This window comes from Streptomyces sp. NPDC050504 (assembly GCF_044458065.1).
In the GTDB taxonomy this organism is placed as follows: Bacteria; Actinomycetota; Actinomycetes; order Streptomycetales; family Streptomycetaceae; genus Streptomyces.
Window position 1 is genome coordinate 41,489 of record NZ_JBITHO010000009.1, and the last position, 20,772, is coordinate 62,260.

Annotated in this window: 13 protein-coding genes; 4 read left to right on the plus strand and 9 right to left on the minus strand. The window is 72.9% G+C overall.

Features of this window, described 5'->3' with window-relative positions; genetic code table 11:
• Nucleotides 1-7 precede the first annotated feature (7 nt).
• The 4 genes from ACIBNE_RS30470 to lnt all read right to left on the minus strand — a co-directional run bounded on the left by ACIBNE_RS30470 (nt 8) and on the right by lnt (nt 5,190).
• Nucleotides 8-2,008, minus strand: a complete 2,001-nt coding sequence (locus ACIBNE_RS30470; protein ID WP_399277237.1) for a helix-turn-helix domain-containing protein — start codon at nt 2,006-2,008, stop codon at nt 8-10.
• 23 nt (nt 2,009-2,031) lie between these two features.
• Complete coding sequence (locus ACIBNE_RS30475) at nt 2,032-2,844, minus strand: 3-hydroxybutyrate dehydrogenase (protein WP_399277239.1); 813 nt, start codon at nt 2,842-2,844, stop codon at nt 2,032-2,034.
• A 54-nt stretch (nt 2,845-2,898) separates the two neighbouring features.
• A complete protein-coding gene (locus ACIBNE_RS30480) occupies nt 2,899-3,381 on the minus strand; it encodes an NUDIX hydrolase (RefSeq protein WP_399277241.1) in 483 nt (160 codons plus the stop codon).
• 189 nt (nt 3,382-3,570) lie between these two features.
• On the minus strand, nt 3,571-5,190 hold the full coding sequence (gene lnt / locus ACIBNE_RS30485; protein ID WP_399277243.1) for an apolipoprotein N-acyltransferase: 1,620 nt from the start codon (nt 5,188-5,190) through the stop codon (nt 3,571-3,573).
• Between the two features lie 210 nt (nt 5,191-5,400).
• Between lnt and ACIBNE_RS30490 the strand changes: the two genes are divergently transcribed.
• Complete coding sequence (locus ACIBNE_RS30490) at nt 5,401-6,636, plus strand: O-antigen ligase family protein (protein ID WP_399277245.1); 1,236 nt, start codon at nt 5,401-5,403, stop codon at nt 6,634-6,636.
• 88 nt (nt 6,637-6,724) lie between these two features.
• On the opposite strand, the gene ACIBNE_RS30495 is transcribed toward ACIBNE_RS30490, so the two are convergent.
• The 3 genes from ACIBNE_RS30495 to ACIBNE_RS30505 form a co-directional block, all read right to left on the minus strand.
• The gene (locus ACIBNE_RS30495) at nt 6,725-10,444 is read right to left on the minus strand and encodes an Ig-like domain-containing protein (RefSeq protein ID WP_399277247.1); all 3,720 of its coding nucleotides are present in this window, start codon (nt 10,442-10,444) and stop codon (nt 6,725-6,727) included.
• A gap of 450 nt (nt 10,445-10,894) precedes the next feature.
• Nucleotides 10,895-11,434, minus strand: coding sequence for a hypothetical protein (locus ACIBNE_RS30500; protein WP_399277249.1), 540 nt, complete (start codon nt 11,432-11,434; stop codon nt 10,895-10,897).
• A gap of 97 nt (nt 11,435-11,531) precedes the next feature.
• Nucleotides 11,532-12,305, minus strand: a complete 774-nt coding sequence (locus tag ACIBNE_RS30505; protein ID WP_399277251.1) for a glutamate racemase — start codon at nt 12,303-12,305, stop codon at nt 11,532-11,534.
• A gap of 59 nt (nt 12,306-12,364) precedes the next feature.
• Here ACIBNE_RS30505 and ACIBNE_RS30510 point away from each other — a divergent pair, with 59 nt between their 5' ends.
• Nucleotides 12,365-13,540: a glycosyltransferase gene (locus ACIBNE_RS30510; RefSeq protein ID WP_399277253.1), complete on the plus strand. Its 1,176-nt coding sequence runs from the start codon at nt 12,365-12,367 to the stop codon at nt 13,538-13,540.
• 7 nt (nt 13,541-13,547) lie between these two features.
• Here ACIBNE_RS30510 and ACIBNE_RS30515 read toward each other — a convergent pair whose 3' ends face one another.
• Nucleotides 13,548-14,951 carry a TerD family protein gene (locus tag ACIBNE_RS30515; protein ID WP_399277255.1) on the minus strand — a complete coding sequence of 468 codons (1,404 nt, stop codon included), beginning with the start codon at nt 14,949-14,951 and terminating at the stop codon, nt 13,548-13,550.
• 316 nt (nt 14,952-15,267) lie between these two features.
• Between ACIBNE_RS30515 and ACIBNE_RS30520 the strand changes: the two genes are divergently transcribed.
• Both ACIBNE_RS30520 and ACIBNE_RS30525 read left to right on the plus strand, forming a co-directional pair.
• Nucleotides 15,268-15,792 carry a DUF6643 family protein gene (locus tag ACIBNE_RS30520; protein WP_399277257.1) on the plus strand — a complete coding sequence of 175 codons (525 nt, stop codon included), beginning with the start codon at nt 15,268-15,270 and terminating at the stop codon, nt 15,790-15,792.
• Between the two features lie 108 nt (nt 15,793-15,900).
• Complete coding sequence (locus tag ACIBNE_RS30525) at nt 15,901-18,300, plus strand: right-handed parallel beta-helix repeat-containing protein (protein WP_399277259.1); 2,400 nt, start codon at nt 15,901-15,903, stop codon at nt 18,298-18,300.
• Here ACIBNE_RS30525 and ACIBNE_RS30530 read toward each other — a convergent pair.
• The gene (locus tag ACIBNE_RS30530; RefSeq protein ID WP_399277765.1) at nt 18,276-20,552 is read right to left on the minus strand and encodes a hypothetical protein; all 2,277 of its coding nucleotides are present in this window, start codon (nt 20,550-20,552) and stop codon (nt 18,276-18,278) included. The genes ACIBNE_RS30525 and ACIBNE_RS30530 overlap by 25 nt on opposite strands.
• Nucleotides 20,553-20,772: the final 220 nt, after the last annotated feature.

Genomic DNA, 20,772 nt, shown 5'->3' on the forward strand with positions numbered 1-20,772 from the left:
CCGCGCCTCAGTGGGTCAGGGCCCCGGACAGTCTGTGCAGTCGCAGCGCCAGCTGGATCTCCAGCGCGCGGGCGGGCGACTGCCAGCCGGGGCCCAGCAGTCTGCCCACCCGCTCCAGGCGCTGCGCCACGGTGTTGACGTGCACGTGCAGTTCGTCCTTCGTACGGGCCGGGCTCATGCCGCACGCGAAGTACGCGTCCAGGGTGCGGACCAGGTCGGTGCCCCGGCGTTCGTCGTAGTCGACGACCTCGCCGATCGTGGACCGTACGAAACCGGGTATGTCCCGCGACTGGGAGAGCAACAGCCCCAGGAATCCCAGGTCCTGGGCCGCCGCGCCCTCGCCCGAGCGGCCGATGGCGCCCAGCGTGTCCAGGCAGCGGCGCGCCTCGGCGTACGCCTCCGCGATCGCCTCCGGGTCGGCGGCGGGGGCCGCCGCGAGGGCGGACGCCCCCACCGTCACCGGTTCGCGCAGCGTCTCGCCGAGTTGGCGCGCCACCAGGCGGGCAAGACCCGCCGCGTCCGGCGGCGCGCTTTCCGCACAGGCGCCGCCAGGCGGCAGGCCCCCCGCACCGCCCAGCGGCAGGAGCAGCACCGTCCCGCCGTCCCTGGCCGCCGCGAGGCCGCGCCGGGTCGCCGCCAGGTGCGAGGCCGCCGACCACAGGCGCTGCCGGTCGGACTCGGGGCCGTCGATGCGCGCCGCGAGCACCGCGTGCGGCGCGTCGAGGTCGGCGCCGAGGCGGAACGCGCGCTCCCGCAGCAGCCGCACGTCACGTTCCGGCGCGTCGAGCAGGTCGTCCAACAGCTCGCCGCGCACGCGCTGTTCGGCGTCGGACGCGGAGCGGCGGGCGAGCAGCAGGAGCGAGGTGACCATCGCGGCGCGCTCCAGGGTGCGCCGGTCGACCGGGTCGAGGTCGGGGTGGCCGCGCAGCACCAACGCGCCGAACACCTCGCCGCCGGCCGAGACGGCCGCCACCCACTCCTCGCCCCTGCGCACGGCGTGGCCGTCGGTGCCGGGCAGCGCGGGCACCTCTTCGGTGAACTCGACCGTCCCGTCGAGCACTTCGGAGACCGCGCCCGCCACGTCGTGGACGCCGCCGCCGCGCAGCACCAGTTCGGTGAGCCGGTCGTGGACCTCGGAGGCGCGTTCCAGGACGCCGCTGTGGGCGCGGATGATGCCGTTGGCACGTTCCAGCTCGGCGAGGGCGGAGCGGGTCTCGGCGAGGAGGTTCGCGGTGTCGATGGCGACGGCGGCGTGCGCGGCGAACGAGCCGAGCAGCGCGACCTGTTCGCGCTCGAAGACGCGGGCGCGCCGGTCGGCGGCGAAGAGCACGCCGATGACCTGGCTGCCGAGCATCAGCGGCACGCCGAGGATGGCGACCAGCCCCTCGTCGCGCACGCAGGAGTCGATCGTGGCGGTGTGCTGGAAGCGGGGGTCGTCGAAGTAGCTTGCGGTGACGTAGGGGCGGGCGGTCTGGGCGACGAGGCCGCCGAGCCCTTCTCCCATGCCGAGCCGCAGTTGCTGGAAGCGCGCGGAGACCGAGCCCTCGGTGACGCGCATGTAGGTGTCGCCCGCCGCCGGGTCGTTGAGGCTGAGGTAGGCGACCTCGGTGCCGAGGAGCGAGCGGGCGCGCTGCACGATCGCGCGGAGCACGGCGTCCAGGTCGCGCAGCCCCGCCAGGTCGTGCGCGGTCTCGAACAGCGCGGACAGTTCGGCCTGGCGGCGGCGGAGCCCCGCCAGTTCGCCGCGCACCCGCAGCGCGAGCTGTTTGGCACCCTCCAGCGCGGCGAGCGTCTCGGGCCCCGCGCCGTCCGCGCGGGCGAGCAGCGCCGGCCTGTCGTACGCCTCGGCCGCCGCGTCCCGGGCCAGGAGTTCCAGGTAGGCGGCCTGGTCGGGAGGCGGGGGCGCCGTACCGGCCTGGGCGGCGGGGACGGTGGCGGCAGCGGACACGGCAGCGGGATCGGATCCGGAGCCGGAGCCGTGGCCGGTCGCGGGCTGGGTGTGGGACATGGGGTCAAGGGATACCCGTCGCGCTAGTGGGCCGTCCACCCTCCGTCCAGGGCCAGGGAGGTGCCGGTGATGAAGGACGCCTCGGGCGTGCAGAGGTAGGCGACGGCCTCGGCGACCTCCTCCGGCTCGATGAGGCGCTTGAGCGCCGAGTCCTTGAGGAGCACGTCGGTCAGGACGCTCTCGCGCGGGATGCCGTGGGCCGCGGCCTGGTCGGCGATCTGGCGTTCGACCAGTGGGGTGCGCACATAGCCGGGGTTCACACAGTTGGAGGTGACCCCGCGCGCGGCGCCTTCGAGGGCCGCGGTCTTGGAGAGCCCTTCGAGGCCGTGCTTGGCGGCCACGTAGGCCGACTTGTACGCGGAGGCGCGCAGTCCGTGCACGGAGGAGAGGTTGACGATGCGGCCCCACCCTTGCGCGTACATGCCCGGCAGTGCGCCCCTGATGAGCCGGAACGGCGCCTCCAGCATCACGGTCAGGACGGTGTGGAAGACGTCGGGCGGGAAGTCCTCGATGGGGCGGACCAGTTGCAGGCCCGCGTTGTTGACCAGCACGTCCGTCCCCGCGGCCGCCTCCTCCGCGGCGTCCAGGTCCGTCAGGTCCAGGGCCAGCGGCTCCACGCCCGGCGCGGCGGCGGCCAGTTCGGCGAGGCCCTCGGCGTCCCGGTCCACGGCCCGCACCTTGGCACCGGCCGCCGCGAGGCGGAGCGCGCAGGCACGGCCGATGCCGCCGGCCGCGCCGGTGACGAGGGCGGTGCGGCCGCCGAGGTCGAGGGCGACGGACCGGGGGGCGGGGCCGGGGAGCGGGGCGGGGCCCGGCAGGGGCGCGGCAGACGTCATGCCCGCACCCTAGGCAGCGTCGGGACGCCGCCCCATGTGGCCGCCGCCCATACTTCAGCCCTGACCGGTGGTGTCGAACCAGGTGGGTTCGTCGACGAGCGCCTGCTTGATCCGGAAGACCGAGAAGTCGAGCATGTAGGGCAGCGCGTCCAGCGCGAACCAGCCGACCTCCAGCGACTCGCCGTCGTTCACCCGGGCCTCGCCGCCCGTCGCGCGGCAGCGGAAGGAGACGTCGAGGAACTGGCACCGGTCGCCGTTGGGGTAGACGACGGGCTCCTTCATGGCCTGCACCAGCGTGACGCGCTCCGCCACGCAGTGCACGGCGGTCTCCTCGTACACCTCGCGCACGGCGGTCGTCGCGGGCTCCTCGCCCGGCTCCGAGATGCCGCCGATGATCCCCCACAGCCCGTTGTCCACCCGCCGTTGGAGCAGCACCCGCTCCTCGTCGTCGAAGACGACGGCGCTGATGCCGGGCAGCAGGAGGAGTTGGTGGCCGGCGGTGGCCCGGATGGCGCGGATGAAGTCAGGAGTGCTCATGCGCCGACCCTAATGCGCCCGACCACGGCCGTACGGGGCTCCGCCGCCGCACGGGAGCCGCCGCACGAGGGTGCCGTACGAGAGCCGCCGCACGAAGCGAAGCCGTACGAGAGCCGCCGCACGACGCGAATGGGCCGGGTTCTCCGTGGAGGACCCGGCCCATTGGTACCCGCCGCGGCGGGCGAAGGGTCAGGCGTCCGCAGTGGCCGCCGAGGCCCCCGCGCGGCGCCGCAGCAGCGACGTGACGAGGACCCAGCCGAGGCCGCCGACGGCAATGCCCACCAGCGTCCACTCCGGGATCGTGCCGAGCCGGGTCGCGGGCGTGATCGTGGAACGCAGCGGCACCTCGGCCACGAGCGCGTCGGGCGTGAACATCTTCGTCTGCTGGACGACCTTGCCGTCCGGCATGATGACCGCGCTGACGCCGCTGGTGACGGGCACGACCACGGCCCGGCTGTGCTCGACGGCCCGCACCCGCGACATCGCCAGCTGCTGGTAGGTCATCTCGCTGCGCCCGAAGGTCGCGTTGTTGCTCGGCACGGTGAGCATCCGCGCGCCGTGCGTCACGGTGTCCCGCACCGCCCAGTCGAACGCCGCCTCGTAGCAGGTGGCGAGGCCGACGTAGGTGCCGTTGAGGTCGAACACGCCGACCTTGTTGCCGGGGCCGAAGTCGCGGCGCACCCGGTCGACGTCGGAGCTGAAGAGCCGTACGAAGGAGCGCATCGGGATGTACTCGCCGAACGGCTGGACGTGCCGCTTGTCGTACGTCTCGACCGGGCCGCGCTTCGGGTCCCACTGGATGAGCGTGTTGCGGAGCTTGCCGGTGTCGGGCGAGAGGACCGCGCCGATCACGGTGGGCACGCCCACGGTCCTGACGGCCCGGTCGATGACCGCGCGGGCGTCGGGATTGCGGTACGGGTCGAGGTCGGAGGAGTTCTCCGGCCACAGCACGAAGTCGGGCTTCGGCACCTTGCCCGCCTTCACGTCGGCCGCGACCTGCTCGGTGCGGCGGGCGTGGTTGTCGAGGACCGCGCGCCGCTGCTCGTTGAAGTCCAGGCCCAGGCGCGGGACGTTGCCCTGGATCGCGGCGACGGTCGCGGTGCCGTCCTCCGCAGAGTCGTCGACGTACGGGAGCGCGGCCGCGGCCCCTGCGACGGGCACCAGGACGGCGAGCGCGGCGACCGCGATCCCCGCACGGGGCACCTTGCCGGTCTCCCGGTACGCGAGGACCTGGCGCACCGCCTCGTACAGCCCGAAGCCGCAGAGCACCACGCCGAAGCCGAGCACGGGCGTGCCGCCGAGCGCGGCCAGCGGCAGGAACGCCCCGTCGGCCTGACCGAAGGCGATCTTGCCCCAGGGGAAGCCGCCGAACGGGACCCGCGCCCGCACCGCCTCGCCCAGCACCCAGGCGCACGCCGCGAACAGCGGCCACACCGGCAGCCGGCTCACGGCCGTCACGGCCAGGCAGGTCAGCCCGACGAGCAGCGCCTCGGCCGTGGCCAGGGCGAGCCACGGCACCGGGCCGACCTCCTCGCCCGTCCAGTACAGCAGCGGCAGCAGGAAACCGAGCCCGGCGATGAAGCCGAGGCCGAAGCCCGCCCGGAGCCTGCGCCCGTGCAGGACGCCGCCGAGCAGCGCGAAGCCGGGCAGCACCAGCCACCACAGCGGCCTGGGCGGGAAGCTCAGATAGAGCAGGACCCCGGAGAGCACGGCGAGTGCGGGCCGCACCAGGCGGTGCGGCAGGGCCCTGCCGCGCGACGGGGCGGCTGGCCCCTCGGGGTTTTGTATGGGGGTGATGGTGGTGCTCACCCGGCGGAGTCTACGGCGGCGGTGCAGGTCGGCGGCACAGCGGTACCGGGAGGCGGCGGCACTGCGGTGCCCGGCGGCGCCGGACAGTAGCCGTAGCGGAAGGCGGTGCCCTGTTCGCGCCCCGGCCATCCCCAAACCGTCGTGGCTGCCGTTACCGTGTGCGCCAGTCCCCGCCAAGCGGGGCCCGTCACGGTTCGGGGGTACGGCGGGATGACTCAGGAGCGCGGCAGCGCGCCCGACGTCGCGGGCGTGGTCGTCCTCGGCGCGTGTGCTGCCTGGTCGTTGGTGAGCGCGGCGGGGCGGGAGGCCAGACCCGAGGGGGTGCTGCTCGCGGTGCTCGCCGTCGCGGCGGGGTTCGCGTGCGGCCGGATCTGCGGCACGCTGCTGCCGGTCGCCGCCGGGGCCTCGGCCGCGCTGGCGGCGCTGTGCCTGGCGGTCGCGGCACGGCACGGGCTGCCCGGGGCGATCCCCTCGGGCGCGGTGCCGCCCGGTCACACGGGCGCCGCGGCGGCGCTGCTGGTGCTGGGCGCGGGCGCGGCGTGCTGCGCGGCGGCGGCAGCGCGCGGGCGGGCGCCGAGGCTGGCGCTGCGGCTGCTGGCCCTGGGGACGGCGGGCGCGGCGCTGGCGCTCGGCTCGGCCGTCGGGTGCGGCGCGGCGCTGACCGTGCTGCTGTGCTCGCTGGCCGCGTCCCGGCTGCGCCGCCGCCTGCCCGTGCTGGTCGCACTGGCGCTCGTGGCGCTGGCACTGGTCGGCGCTTCCTGGGCCGTCGCCGAGCGGGCGCTGCCCGACGAGGTGTCCGTGTCGCTCCAGGACCGGCTGACCGAGAACCGCGTGCTGCTGTGGGCGGACGCGGTCGACCTGGCACAGGACCATCCGGTACGGGGCGCGGGGCCCGACAGCTTCGGCGAGCTGAGCCCGACGGCCCAGCAGTCGTACCTGTCCGACGGCAAGCCGCACTCGGCGCCGCTCCAGCAGGCGGCGGAACAGGGCGTGGTGGGCGTGGGCCTGCTCGCGGCGGCGTACCTGTGGATCATGTACGGTCTGCTGTGCTCGCCCCGGGCGACGCCGGTGGTGCTGACGGCCGCGGCGGCGCTCACGGCGCTGGCGGCACTGGCGAGCGTGGGCAACGCGCTGAGCTTCACCCCGGTCACGGCGGGGGCGGGGCTGTTGGCGGGTCTGGCGTCGGCCCGGCTGCCGGGGTACGGGGCGCCGGAGGGGGCGGAGCTGCCGGGCGCGGGCCTGGCGTGCGGTTCGCCCGGGACGCCCTCACCAGGCACGCAGGGGACCCGGGTGTCGCACGGGACTCGGGGGTCGCACGGGACGCGCGAGGCGCGGCACGACGCGAGCGGGGCGCCCGGGACGACGTACGGACCGGGAACAGGAACCGCGTACGGCTCCGGCGTGGCGCACCGCCCTCGCGGATCGAACGCCAAGACCTCGGCGTAGGCGCGGTGCGCGTGACTGTCGGGCAGGACGTCACTGAAGCCTGTTCCGGGCCTTGTGAGGAAGGCCCGGAACAGGCTTCTGGTGCTACTTACTTGCCTTTGGAGAGGTCTCCGCGGCGGTTGGTGAGCGTGGCGGTCACGCCCTTCGAAGCGTTCTCGCGCTTCAGGACGTAAGGCCCTGTCACCGACTTCTTCGGCAGGACGTAACCGTCGGGGACGTCGGTCTCCTTCAGGTAGTACGACCCCAGCGGAAGCCGCCCGAACGTGCAGGCGCCCTTCTTGTTCGTGGCGCAGCTGGCGCCCATTCGGGTGTCCTTCTTCTTGCCCGAGGTCTGAAGGCCACGCACCCCGTTGGACTCGCGCCACAGCTCGAACACCGCGCCGCCCAGCGGGGCGCCGTTCTTCGCGTCCGTCTTCTTGATGCGGATCGTGCTCGTGGGAGCCTTGTAGGTGATGGTGACCCTGGCCCTGGCGGTCTTGCCTGCCCGGTCGGTGACCTGGTAGGTGATCGGGGTCGGGTTCCCGAGGTAGCCCTTCTTCGGGGTGAACGTGATGTTCCCGGTGTTCGGGTCCACCTTCCACACGCCCTGACCCGGGACCTTGAGCTCACGGACCGGCTTTCCGGTCTTCGGGTCGATGATCCGGACGCTGGAGGGGTCCAGGTCGCCGTTGTCGTCGCCGAGCACCGGCACCGTCACCGCGTTGCCCGGCGCGTTATTCAGCGACTTGTCGCTCCCCGCTTCGGGCTTGTAGGTGACCGTCACCGTGGCGGTGGTCTCGTTGCCCGCCTTGTCCGAGACCTGGTAGTCGATCGGGGTCGGGTTCCCGCCGAAGCCCTTCTCCGGGGTGAACGTGATGTCCCCGGTGTTCGGGTCGACCGTCCAGGTGCCCTCGCCCGGAACCTTCAGCTCGTTCACCGGGTCACCGGACTTCGGGTCGACGATCCGGACGCTGGTGGGGTCCAGGTCGCCGTGGTCGTTGCCCAGTACCGGCACCTTGACGGTGCTGCCCAGCTTGTTGTCCAGCGACTTGTCGTCCGCCGCCCCGGGCTTGTAGGTGACCGTGGTCTTGGCGGTGGTCTCGTTGCCCGCCTTGTCCGAGACCCGGTAGTCGATCGGGGTCGGGTTCCCGCCGAAGGTCTCGTCCGGGGTGAACGTGATGTCACCCGTCTTCGGGTCGACCGTCCACACGCCCTCGCCCGGAACCTTGAGCTCGCTCACCGGCTTGCCGGTCTTCGGGTCGACGACGCGGACCGTGGACGGGTCCAGGTCACCCTTGTCGTTGCCGAGTACGGGCACCTTCACCGCGGTACCCGGCTCGTTGTTCAGCGACTCGTCGTCCGTCGCCTCGGGCTTGTAGGTGACCGTCACCTTCGCCTTGGTCTCATTACCGGCCTTGTCCGAGACCTGGTAGTCGATCGGCGTCGGATTCCCCGTGAAGCCGTCCTCCGGGGTGAACGTGATGTCCCCGGTGTTCGGGTCGACCGTCCAGGTACCCTCGCCCGGAACCTTCAGCTCGTTCACCGGGTCACCGGACTTCGGGTCGACGATCCGGACGCTGGTGGGGTCCAAGTCGCCCTTGTCGTTACCGAGTACGGGCACCTTCACCGCGGTACCCGGCTCATTGTTCAGCGACTCGTCATCCGTCGCCTCGGGCTTGTAGGTGACCGTCACCTTCGCCTTGGTCTCATTACCGGCCTTGTCCGCCACCTGATAGTCGATCGGCGTCGGATTCCCGGTGAAACCGTCCTCCGGGACGAACGTGATGTCCCCAGTGCTCGGGTCCACCGTCCACGTACCCTCACCCGGAACCTTCAGCTCACTCACCGGGTCACCGGACTTCGGGTCGACAATCCGGACCGTAGACGGATCCAGATCACCCTTGTCGTTCCCCAGCACCGGCACCTTCACCGTGCTGCCCGGCTCATTGTTCAGCGACTCATCATCCGTCGCCTCGGGCTTGTAGGTGACCGTCACCTTCGCCTTGGTCTCATTACCGGCCTTGTCCGCCACCTGGTAATCAACCGGCGTCGGATTCCCCGTGAAACCGTCCTCCGGGACAAACGTGATGTCCCCAGTGCTCGGGTCCACCGTCCACGTACCCTCACCCGGAACCTTCAGCTCACTCACCGGGTCACCGGACTTCGGGTCGACAATCCGGACCGTAGACGGATCCAGATCACCCTTGTCGTTCCCCAGCACCGGCACCTTCACCGTGCTGCCCGGCTCATTGTTCAGCGACTCATCATCCGTCGCCTCAGGCTTGTAGGTGACCGTCACCTTCGCCTTGGTCTCATTACCGGCCTTGTCCGCCACCTGATAGTCGATCGGCGTCGGATTCCCCGTGAAACCGTCCTCCGGGACAAACGTGATGTCCCCAGTGCTCGGGTCCACCGTCCACGTACCCTCACCCGGAACCTTCAGCTCACTCACCGGGTCACCGGACTTCGGGTCGACAATCCGGACCGTAGACGGATCCAGATCACCCTTGTCATTGCCCAGCACCGGCACCTTCACCGTGCTGCCCGGCTCATTGTTCAGCGACTCATCATCCGTCGCCACGGGCTTCGGGACGTTGGTGAAGGCGCACGAGATGCTGGAGCTGTCGGCACCGTCGGGCATCGTGAATTCGCCCGAGTTGCCCTCGCCGCTCGCGATGACCTTGTTGCCGTCGTTGAGGTCGACGCACTTCCAGGTGGTGTTGTAGTCCGCCAGATCGGTGGTGCCGGCGGCCGTCTGGGTGATGGTGTACGTCTTGCCGGGCAGTCCGATGAGGGGGCCGACGTGCTCGCCGCTCTCCTGGTCCTGCGTCCCGGTCTCGTTCCCGGTGGTCTCGCCGGTGTTCCCGGTCGTGATCCCGCCGCCGGTGAGCGAGACGCCGAACTGGTCGCCGTCCTTGGCACGCCCCTGCGGCAGGTCGACCTCCAGTTCGGCGGTCGACGGCGTCGCCCAGGACGCCAGGTCGGTGAGCCTCTGCACGGGGCCGCTGAGCTCGCCCCGCCGGACCACTGCGCCCGTGCTCGGGTCGACCTTCAGGAAGCCGTTGTTCGCGTACAGGTAGAGGTAGCCGTCGTCGCCGAACGCCATGGAGTTCAGGCTGTTCACGTCCGGGATGCGTGACCCCACGGGGGTTCCCGTGGCGGTACCGCCGGACGCGGTGGGCATCGGCCCGTCCACCCGGTAGATCTGTGCCTCGGACCCACCGCCGACCACGGCGAACATGTTGCCCTGGCGGTCGAACGCCAGGTCGCCGTTGTTCCCCGGGGAGCCCGGCAGCGTGGCGGTCAGCACGGAACCCACCACCGTGTTGGTGTCGGGGTTGTAGCCCGCGAAGCGGAACGTCTCGCCCTCGACCTGGCCACCGTAGTAGAGCCAGTCGTTCGACGGGTTCACGCCGCCCATGGTTCCCGGGACGCCGTCGTCACCGCGTGCGGTCTCTTCCCAGGTCTCCGTGGCGGCCGTGTACTCGTAGACGGTCGACCTGTTGGTCAACATGATCTTGCCGCCGCCCCGGGAGACGCCGATCTGGTTGAGGACGGTCCCCCCGGCACTGGCAGGCGCGACGATGACCTGGGTCGTCTGTCCCGTGTCCTTGTCGATCTCGTAGATCTCACGAACACCCTGGAAGTTGGAGTCCCAGGCCGTTCCGTAGAGCTTCGTCACCGGGAAGGGGTCCGCCGCGAACGCCGGGTGGCTCGTCACGACGACACAGGCTCCGGCTAGAAGCGTGGACGACGTCGCGCCGGCGATGAACCGCCCGCACGCGCGGGGCAGCCGCCGCAGCGAATTGCTCTCTTCTTTGTTTCCCATTGCTCCAGGTTTTCTGGCAGGCGGTCATGCCCGTCCCGATCGGACGCGGAAAAGCATCACGGGAAGGCATGACCTGATGGGTTTTTGCAGCATATTGGTAGCACGCCGTCCCACCGGGCCCGGCAAAAGCACGGGTCGTGTCGGCGGCTCAAGCGGCGCGTGTCCACCCCGGGCAGTACGCCCGGCGGGGTGGGATGTGATCGGTGCAGGTGGGGCGGCCTGAAGTCGGGCAGGTCACGCGCCTCCCCCAGCCGTCCCGCCGAGCACTGAGCACCGAGCGCGACCGGTGGCACACCACCGCACGAGCGCTTTACGCGTTCGCGGATTAATACGAGCGTTGGACCGTCGGGATTTCGGATTCCGTCGGATTCCGAGCGGGACTTTGGGATGCCGGCCGTTTCGGCAGATGGAATTCCATGCCTCGGCCGAGGAAATTCCCTCTGTTGGCCGCTACGCCCCCGCCAGCCGCAGCCGCTCCCTGATGACCCGTACGGCCGCCTCCGCGTCGTCCACCGTCACCGTGAACACCCGGCCGTCGCCGAGCCGCAGCACCACGCCCTCACCGCGCCGCACGACCACGGCCGTGCCCTTCTCGGGACGCCAGCGGTAGCCCCAGCCGCCCCACTGCCTCGGAGTGACGGTCGGCGCGAAGTCGGCGCCGACGACGTGGGAGAGGGGGATGCGGCGGCGCGGCAGGCCGATGTGACCGCAGCGCACCTCCAGACACTCCCGGTCGACCTTGACGGCCACATGGACGAACGCGAGGGTGCCGAAGAGCACCAGCAGGCCCGCGGCGACACAGCCGACGACGGCCATCAGGAGGGCGGCGACGCCGGACGTCCAGGAGGAGTCGACGGCGAGCTCGATGCCCAGGGCCAGGCAGGCCGCGCCCGCGGTGGCGAGCAGCCACTGCATGCGGTTCCTGGCGCGACCGGTCCAGACCTCGGCGTCGCCGTCGGAGGCCGTACGGGCGTGGGAATGGTCCCTCATGCGTAGCAGACTACTCACGTTCCGCTCATACGTCAGCGCGCCGGAGAAGCCCGCCCCCGCCCGCGGCGGTGCGCCGGAGAAGCGGCTTCCCCGTGCGTCAGCGGGTCGGCGAGGCCGCCCCCAGCAGTCGCCCCTGGTCGTAGGCGAGGGCCGCGGCGGGCAGTGCGGCCGTCCTGCCGCTGAGCAGTACGGTCAGGTCGCCTGGCGGGGTGTCGGCGGGCGCGGGGCTGGTCCCGGCGCGCCGCAGCGCCTGGGCGGCGACCGCGTCGGCCGAGCCGAGGAAGACGGGGGCTTCGCCGACCGCCGCACGGATCTGTCCGGTGACCAGCTCGTAGTGGGTGCAGCCCAGGACGAGGACCTTCGTGTCCTTCGGGGTCAGGGCGGCTGCCGCCGCCACCGCCTCGGCGATCGCGGCCCCGTCGGCCTCCTCGACCGCGTCCGCGAGCCCGGGGCAGGGCACTTCGGTGACGTCGACGTCGGCGGCGAAGGTGCGGATGAGGTCGCGCTGGTAGGGACTGCCGGTGGTGGCCGGGGTCGCCCAGATCGTGACGGGGCCGCCGGCCGCGGCGGCGGGCTTGATCGCGGGGACCGTGCCGACGACCGGGATGCCCGGCTCCAGCTCGGCCCTGATGGCGTCGAGCGCGTGCACGGTCGCCGTGTTGCACGCGACGATCAGGGCGTCCGGCCGGTGCTCGGCGGCGGCGCGGGCCGTGGCGAGCGCGCGCTCGGTGAGGTCGGCGGGCGTCCTGGGGCCCCAGGGCATGCCGTCCGGGTCCGAGGAGAGGACCAGGTCCGCGTCGGGCCTCAGTCGGCGTACCGCCGCGGCGGCCGCCAGCAGGCCGATTCCGGAGTCCATGAGCGCGATCTTCACCCGGTCACCCTATCCGACCTCCCCTTGCGGCCCCCGCCCAGTGGTGCACACTGCGGCAGATGAGCACCCTTGCCTGGACCGCCGTGGTGTCGCTGGCAGCGTGGGCGTGGCTCGCGCTCGGCCAGGGCTTCTTCTGGCGCACCGACCAGCGGCTGCCGCGCCGCGCCGAACCCGCCGCGTGGCCCTCGGTCGCGATCGTCGTGCCCGCCAGGGACGAGGCCCAGATGCTGCCGGTGAGCCTGCCCGCGCTGCTCGCGCAGAACTATCCGGGACAGGCCGAGGTCTTCCTGGTCGACGACGGCAGCAAGGACGGCACGGGCGAGCTGGCCCGCACGCTGTCCGCGAAGTACGGCGGGGTACCGGTGACGGTGTCCTCGCCCGGCGAGCCGGAGCCGGGCTGGACGGGGAAGCTGTGGGCGCTGCGCCACGGCATCGCGCTGGCGCGCGAGCGGGACCCGGACTGGCTGCTGCTCACGGACGCGGACATCGCCCACGAGCCGGACAGCCTGCGGGAGCTGGTGGCCGCCGCCCTCACCCAGGACATCGACCTGGTGTCGCAGATGGCGCGGCTGCGGGTGGTGAGCACCTGGGAGCGGCTGATCGTCCCGGCGTTCGTCTACTTCTTCGGGCAGCTGTACCCGTTCCGCTGGATCAACCGCGCCCGGCGCCCGCTGGCGACGGCGGCGGCCGGCGGCTGCGTGCTGCTGCGCACGGAGGTGGCGGTACGGGCCGGGATCCCGGACTCGGTGCGGGGAGCGGTCATCGACGACGTGTCGGTGGCGCGTGCGGTGCGGCGCGCGGGCGGCCGGGTCTGGCTGGGGCTCGCGGAGCGGGTGGACAGCGTACGGCCGTATCCGCGCCTGGCGGACCTGTGGCGGATGGTGTCGCGCAGCGCGTACGCCCAGCTGCGGCACAACCCCCTGCTGCTCGCGGGGACGGTGCTGGGGCTCGCACTGGTCTACCTCGTGCCGCCGTTCGCGCTCTGCGCCGGGTCGGCGCGCGGCGACGCGGCAGCGGCCTGGGCGGGCGGCGTCGCGTGGGCGGTGATGACGGCGACGTACGTGCCGATGCTGCGCTACTACCGGCAGTCGCTGTGGCTCGCGCCGCTGCTGCCCCTCACCGCGCTGCTGTACCTGCTGATGACGGTCGACTCCGCGGTGCGGCACTACCGCGGCCGGGGCGCGGCCTGGAAGGGGCGTACGTACTCCCGTCCCGAGGCCGCGCCCGACCGGTGACGCCGCGCTACTTGCGGCCGGGGGTCCAGTTCATGCCCCAGCCGTACGCGTAGTCGACGGTGCGCTGCGGGCTGACGCCGCGCTCGGGCACCAGGTAGCGGGCCTCGCGCTGGATGATGAGGTCGTTGCCGTTGTTGGTGATGAGGGCGAGCGCGGCGACGTTGGAGGGCACGGTGCACTCGTCGAGCGAGAAGTCGATGGGCGCGCCGTTGTGCGGGGTGAGGGTGACCGTGGCGTGCAGGTCGGCGAAGCTCCTGGCGCCCTCGTAGATCGTCACGAAGATCAGGATGCGCCGGAAGTGGTGCTTGTGGTCGAGGTTGATGGTGAGGTTCTCGCCGGCCGCGACGGCGCCGGTGCGGTCGTCGCCGTCGAGCTGCATGAACGGCGGCTGGTTGAGCGCGCCGAACGCGTTGCCGAGGGCCTGGACCACGCCCTTCTGGCCGTTGGACAGCTCGTAGAGGGCGCACAGGTCGAGGTCGAGGTCGCCGTGCATGGCGACGGCCCGGCCGAGCTTGGCCCCCCAGCCCTTGAACTGCTTGCGCACCTCCCAGTTGAGGTTGACGCGCATGCCGCCGCCGGTGCCGCCCTGCTTGGAGAGCGAGACGGTCGGCGCCTCCTTGGTGAGCGTCACCTTGGTGAGGCGCACCGGCGCGGGCGCGGGGGCCACCGGAGCGGGGGCCGGGGGCGCGGGCGGCGGGGTGTGGTGCGCGGGGGCGGGGTACGCGGGCGCGGCGGGGGTCGTGGGGCGGGTGGGCGCCGCGGGCGTGGTCGGGTACGAGGGAGTGGCCGGCGCGGTCGGGTAGGTGGGCGCGGCGGGGGCGGGCGGGGGCGTGGGCCAGGTCTGGGGCGGCGGCTGGGGCGCGGCCTGCTGGGGCTCGTCGACGGAGATGCCGAAGTCCGTGGCGAGGCCTTCGAGTCCGGTGCTGTAGCCCTGGCCGACGGCGCGGAACTTCCAGGCGCCCTGGCGGCGGTAGAGCTCGCCGAGGATGAACGCCGTCTCGACGGTGGCGTCCTGGCTGTCGAAGCGGGCGATCTCGGCGCCGTTGGAGGCGTCCACGACGCGTACGTAGAGGCCGGGCACGCGGCCGAAGTTGCCGCCGTCCGACGAGGCCGCGATCACGACGCGGTCGATGGCGGACTCGACCCGGTCCAGGTCGACGCCCAGCGAGTCGGTGGTGGTGCCGCCCGCGGGGCGCTTGCCTTCGTGGCGGACGGCGCCCGAGGTGTGGTTCGGCTGGTTGTAGAAGACGAAGTCGGCGTCGGAGCGGACCTTTCCCGCGGAGAGCAGGAGCAGGGCCGACGCGTCCACGTCAGGAGTGCCCGGCGCGGAACTCCATCCCAATTCCACCCGCACGGCACGCGCCGGCACCGGAACGTTCGTTCCCTTAAGCATTGTCATGCTCTCCCCCATCGCTAGTCGGCGTCCTCGAAGATTCCCTGCGGACAACCTAATCCCCGGCACCCCGTCGGGCCCACCACCGATCCGCCGGCGCCCCTTCGAGCCCCGTCCTGACGCCTTCGGGACACCTCGGGGACACCGATTCGAACACGGACAGCGACCCGTCGGTAACCCCCCTCCAGCTTGGCCTTTACACGATTCCTACGACACCGCACGACCGATTTTCCCAAGTTCGCTCGCATTGGGGACATGCAGTCACGCAGAACGCGCAAAACAACCCTCTTACCGGGCTCCCCACAGACCACATCGTGGGCTTTACTTATGTGCCATGACCTCCCCCCGCTCCACCTACGGCGGCGGTTACTACGCCGCGCCGTCTTTCGCCGACACCCCGATCTACGACTCCCTGGTCGCGGAGCGGGGCACGCCTCAGATCGCCCCGATCCGAGTGCCTTCCCTCTACGACACCAATGGCGCGGGTACTCCGAGCGGCGGTTACCTCCCGGCGCTCCCGCCCGCCCTTCCCGCCCTCCCGGCGGCGCCGTCCCCGCAGGGGCAGCAGGGGTACATGACGCAGGGTTACCAGCAGCAGCCGGTCCAGCCGATGGGCATGGCCGCCCTGCCGCAGCCGCCGATGGCCCAGATGCCCGCGCCGATGCAGCAGGCGCCCGCGCCCTACGTCCCGCAGCAGGCGCGCCCCGTCGCCGCCGCCCCCGTGATGGGCACCTCGCCCATGGCGTCGGCGTCCCCGACGGGCTACGAGGCGATGCGGCCCGCCGCGCCGCGGCCCGCCCCGGCCCCCGCGCCGTACGAGGATCCGTACAACCGGCCGTACCAGGGCCGGGGGTACTGACCCCGGCCGTGCCGATCCCGTCCTTCCCGCACCCCCGCGCGCGCTACGGTGGAGCCGCGGGAACACGACAGGGACGGCAGCGGCACGAGGCGGGGGCAGAGCAGCACGATGGCACAGGGCACGTCGGTCCAGGTGACGCACGCCGGTACGACGCGGTGGCGGCGCCGCACGGGTGAGTACGCCACGCTGACCGCCGCCCTGGAGGCCGCGGGCGACGGCGACGTGCTGACCGTCGGGCCGGGCACGTACCGCGAGAACGTCGTGGTCGCGCGCGCCGTCACCCTGCGCGGCGCGGACGGCTCCGCCGGCTCGGTGCGCATCGCGCCCAGCGACGGGGTGCCGCTGACCGTCCGCGCGTCGGCCGTCGTCCAGGACCTGCACGTGGAGGGCCAGGACGGGGCGGCGCCCGCGCTGCTCGTGGAGGACGGGGCGCCGGAGCTGACGTCGCTGCGCATCGTGACGCGCTCGGCCGCGGGGATAGAGGTGCGCGGGCAGGCCAGGCCGACGGTCAGGCGGTGCACGGTCGAGAATCCGGGCGGTGTCGGGATCGGCGTACTGGACGGTGCCGGCGGCCTGTTCGAGGAGTGCGAGGTCGTCTCCGCCGGGCAGTCCGGGATCTCGGTGCGCGACGGGGCCCATCCGCGTCTGGAGCGCTGCCGCGTCCACCACGCGTCGGGTGCCGGGCTGTCCGTGACCGGCGAGGGCAGCGGCCTGGAGGCCATCGGCTGCGAGGTGTACGAGATCAAGGGGGCGGGGGCCCAGATCACCGCGCGGGCCGTCGCCCACCTCACCGACTGCACGGTGCACCGCACGTCGGCCGACGGCATCACGCTGGACACCGACGCCGTGCTGACGCTCGCCGACTGCGAGATCCACGACATCCCGGAGAACGCGGTCGACCTGCGCTCGCGCTCGGTGCTGACGCTGACCCGCTCCACGGTCCGCCGCTTCGGCCGCAACGGCCTCTCCGTCTGGGACCCGGGCACCCGCGTCGACGCCAACCAGTGCGAGATCCACGACAGTACGGGCGACTACCCGGCCGTCTGGGTCAGCGACGGGGCGAGCGCCGTCCTCGAATCGTGCCGGGTGCACGACGTGCCCGACGCGCTGTTCGTCCTCGACCGGGGTTCGCGCGCCGACGTGCTGGACAGCGACTTCTCGCAGGTGCGCAACACGGCGGTGTCGGTCAGCGACGGCGCGACCGCGCAGCTCGACGACTGCCGGATCAGGGAGGCGTCCACCGGGGCGTGGTTCCGCGACCACGGCAGCGGCGGCACCCTCTCGGCGTGCACCATCGACGCCGTGCAGACGGGCGTGATCGTCACCAAGGGTGCCGACCCGACCGTCGAGCGGTGCACCGTCACGGGCCCGGCGGAGGCCGGTTTCTACGTGTCCGCCGAGGGGCGCGGCACGTTCCACGCCTGCCGGGTGACCGGCAGCGACGGCTACGGCTTCCACGTGATGGACGGCTGTCGCACGACGCTCACCCGCTGCCGTACGGAGCGCTGTGCGCGCGGGGGTTACGAGTTCCCCGACGACGGGCCGACCGTCGAGGACTGCGGGAGCGACGAGAGCGGTCTGCTCGGGGCGGACGCGCCGAGCGCCCCCGTCGTGCAGACCGCGACGCAGACGGTGGGGCTGCTCTCCGCGATGCCCGTGCAGCGCGCGACCGAGGCACCGGCCGCCGTCGATCCGGCGCGCAGTTCCACCGACGTGCTCGGTGAACTGGACGCGCTGGTCGGCCTGGAGAGCGTCAAGCGGGAGGTCCGTTCCCTCACCAACATGATCGAGGTGGGCAGGCGGCGCCAGGAGGCCGGGCTCAAGGCCGCGTCCGTCCGCCGCCACCTGGTCTTCACCGGCTCCCCCGGCACGGGCAAGACCACGGTCGCGCGGCTGTACGGGGAGATCCTGGCGTCGCTGGGCGTGCTGGAGCGCGGGCACCTCGTGGAGGTGTCCCGGGTCGACCTGGTGGGCGAGCACATCGGTTCCACGGCGATCCGCACGCAGGAGGCGTTCGACCGGGCGCGCGGCGGGGTGCTCTTCATCGACGAGGCGTACGCCCTGTCGCCCGAGGACTCGGGGCGCGACTTCGGCAAGGAGGCCATCGACACCCTGGTGAAGCTGATGGAGGACCACCGGGACGCGGTCGTGGTGATCGTCGCGGGGTACACCGCCGAGATGGAGCGGTTCCTGACCGTCAACCCCGGTGTGGCGTCCCGTTTCTCACGGACCATCACCTTCCAGGACTACGCGGCGGACGAGCTGCTGCGGATCGTCGAGCAGCAGGCCGACGAGCACGAGTACCGGCTCGGCACGGGCACCGGCGAGGCGCTGTTGAAGTACTTCACCGCGCTGCCCAAGGGCGCCGCCTTCGGCAACGGCCGCACCGCGCGCCAGACGTTCGAGTCGATGGTGGAGCGGCACGCGGGCCGGGTGGCCGCGCTCACCGACGTCTCCACCGACGACCTGACGCTGCTCTACCCTCAGGACCTGCCCGAACTTCCCTGAACGCGCTGCCCGTCGGGTGATGTCTTCTGGCGGGGTACGGCGGCGGGCGGCAGCCGGTCCAGCAGGGCCGCGCGTTCGACGGGGAAGGCCGGGTCCGTCTGGTACTCGGAGTGGCCGAGGACCGGTGCGGGCAGCGGGTGCGCCGGGTCGCGGTCGTAGGCGACCGGGTCGGCCAGTGCGTCCCGGTCGACGCCGTCGAGGCCGACGGGGCCGCCGATCGGGTCGGTGCGCCGCCACAGGTTGCGCCAGCAGTCCACGGACTCGTGCAGCGCGCCGAGCGGCGTGGGGCCGAAGTAGGCCGGGAACCAGCGCCCGTACAGCCGCTCCAGCGGTGAGCCGTAGGTGAGCAGTGCGACGCGGCGGCGGATGGCGGCGGGCAGTTGCCACACGGCGGCCGCGGCCAGCACGCTGCCCTGGGAGTGGCCCGAGATGACGAGGCGCCCGCCCGTGAGGCCGGTCCAGCCCGCCATGCGCCAGGCCAGGTCGGGAACGGCCCGCTCGGCGTAGCAGGGCGGTGCGAAGGGGTGGGCGGCGCGCGGCCAGAACGTGCCGACGTCCCAGAGGATGCCGATCGTGCGGCGGGCCGCCGGGTCGCGGTAGGCGCGCCTGCCGAGCGCGACGAACAGGATGAAGCCGAAGCCGATCAGCCAGGAGCCCAGCGCCTGTGCGGAGTCGGCGACCGACTCGACGAACGGGGACGTGCCCGCGGCGGCCCTGCCGGGCACTTCGCCGGTCGCCCAGGCGCCCACGATCGCGAAGGTGCCGAGCAGCAGGGTGGTCGCCGAGACCAGGCCGACGAGGCGGGGCGCGGAGTCGGTGAGGCGGGCGGCGGCGCGCATGCGGGAGATGCGGCGCGTGCGGACCTCGTCCGGCTTGCGCACCGCGTACTCCGCTTCGATGCCGGGGCCCGTGCGGCGGGCCTCGCGCAGGGTGCGCACGACGAGGTAGGTCAGCGGTGCGAGGAGGAGGACCAGCAGGACGGGGATCACCGACGCCTGCCAGCTGAGCAGCACCGGCGGTCCTGGGATCCTGCCCCGGTCGTCCATGCCGGGCGTGCCCGGCCCGTCGAGCCAGTCGGCGACGCGCTGGGCGACGCCGCCCGACATCACGCCGCCCAGGGCGCAGGCGAGCATGGCGACGGCGGGGCCGCCGAGTCCGTACAGCGGGGTGCTGGACCGTGGCGTCCTGCGGTACAGCGCGAGGGCGACCGCGCCGAGGCCGACGACGAGCGCGCACTGGGCGACGGCGACGACCCGGAAGGTGACGTCGCCCGGCAGTGCGCCGTGCGACTCCCAACCGGGCCTGGACCAGGCGGCGTACACGGCGGACGCGGCCAGGACGCCGAGGGCCGCGCCGGGCAGCCAGGTGACGAGGGCGCGCTCCAGTTCGTAGTCGGCGCGGCGTTCGCCGCGGCCCCTGCGGCACACCACCCACAGGACGGTGAGCGAGCCGAGCACGAGCGCCGCGGTCAGCACCAGGCCCGGGGCCTCGCCCATCGCGCCGGTGTCGCGGTCGCGCCCGGCCGCGGCGCCGACGAGTGCGGCGGCGACGGTGAGGAAGCCCGCGGCGGTGTGTGCGGCGCGCAGCCGGGCGACGAGCCTGCGGCCGTACCAGAAGCCGGGCCTGGCGAGCGCGGCGTGGAACCGGGGCCGGGCCTCGTCGGCGTCGTCATCGTCGGTGTCGGCGGCGCCGTCGGCGGCGTCCGTGCTCTCGTTGCCGCCGGTGGTGTCGTCGGCCGCGTCGTCGGCCACCGCCGTCACGTCGAGCGGGCGCTGGGACTCGTACGCGCTCCAGGTCCTGTTGGAGAGGTACCAGAGCAGTCCGACCAGGGCCGTCGGCACCAGTGCGGCGAGCGCGACGCGGCGCCCCGGCTGTGACCACCAGCCGCCCTGCTCGGGCGAGAGGAAGCCGAGCCAGGAGCGGTCGGCGACGCAGTCGGGCTCGCCGGCGCACTGCCAGGCCACCAGGTCGAGTGCGACCTCGCAGGCGGCGGCCGTGAGCAGCACGGTGAGGCTCAGGGCGACGAGCCGCACCAGCGCGCCGTACAGCCGCTTGAGGCGCCTGGCGCGGCGGGCGGGGGGCCGCATCCAGTGCGAGAGGTTGGCGACCATGAAGGGGAGCAGCAGGAGCCACAGGGCGCGGGCGCCGTTGCCCGAGGTGAGGTTGGCCCAGCAGTAGGCCTCGCGGACCGGCTGCTCGGTGTACCTCTCGGGGTGCTCCTCGGCGTCGACGTCGTCGGCGCGGCGGTACATGGCGGCCGTTTCGTCGCCCGTGACGCGGACCGTGCGCGGATCGGCGAGCACTTCCTGCGGGGTGGCACCGCCGACGCCGTGCACCAGCAGTTCGAGTGCGGCGCCCCGGGGCGCGTTCGTGGCGGCCGGGGGCTGGACCTGGGGGGTGTGGGACACGGCGGCTCGCTCTCTCGGCGGGAGCAACAGCGGGGACGGGCGGTGCGGCGACGGCGGTACGGGA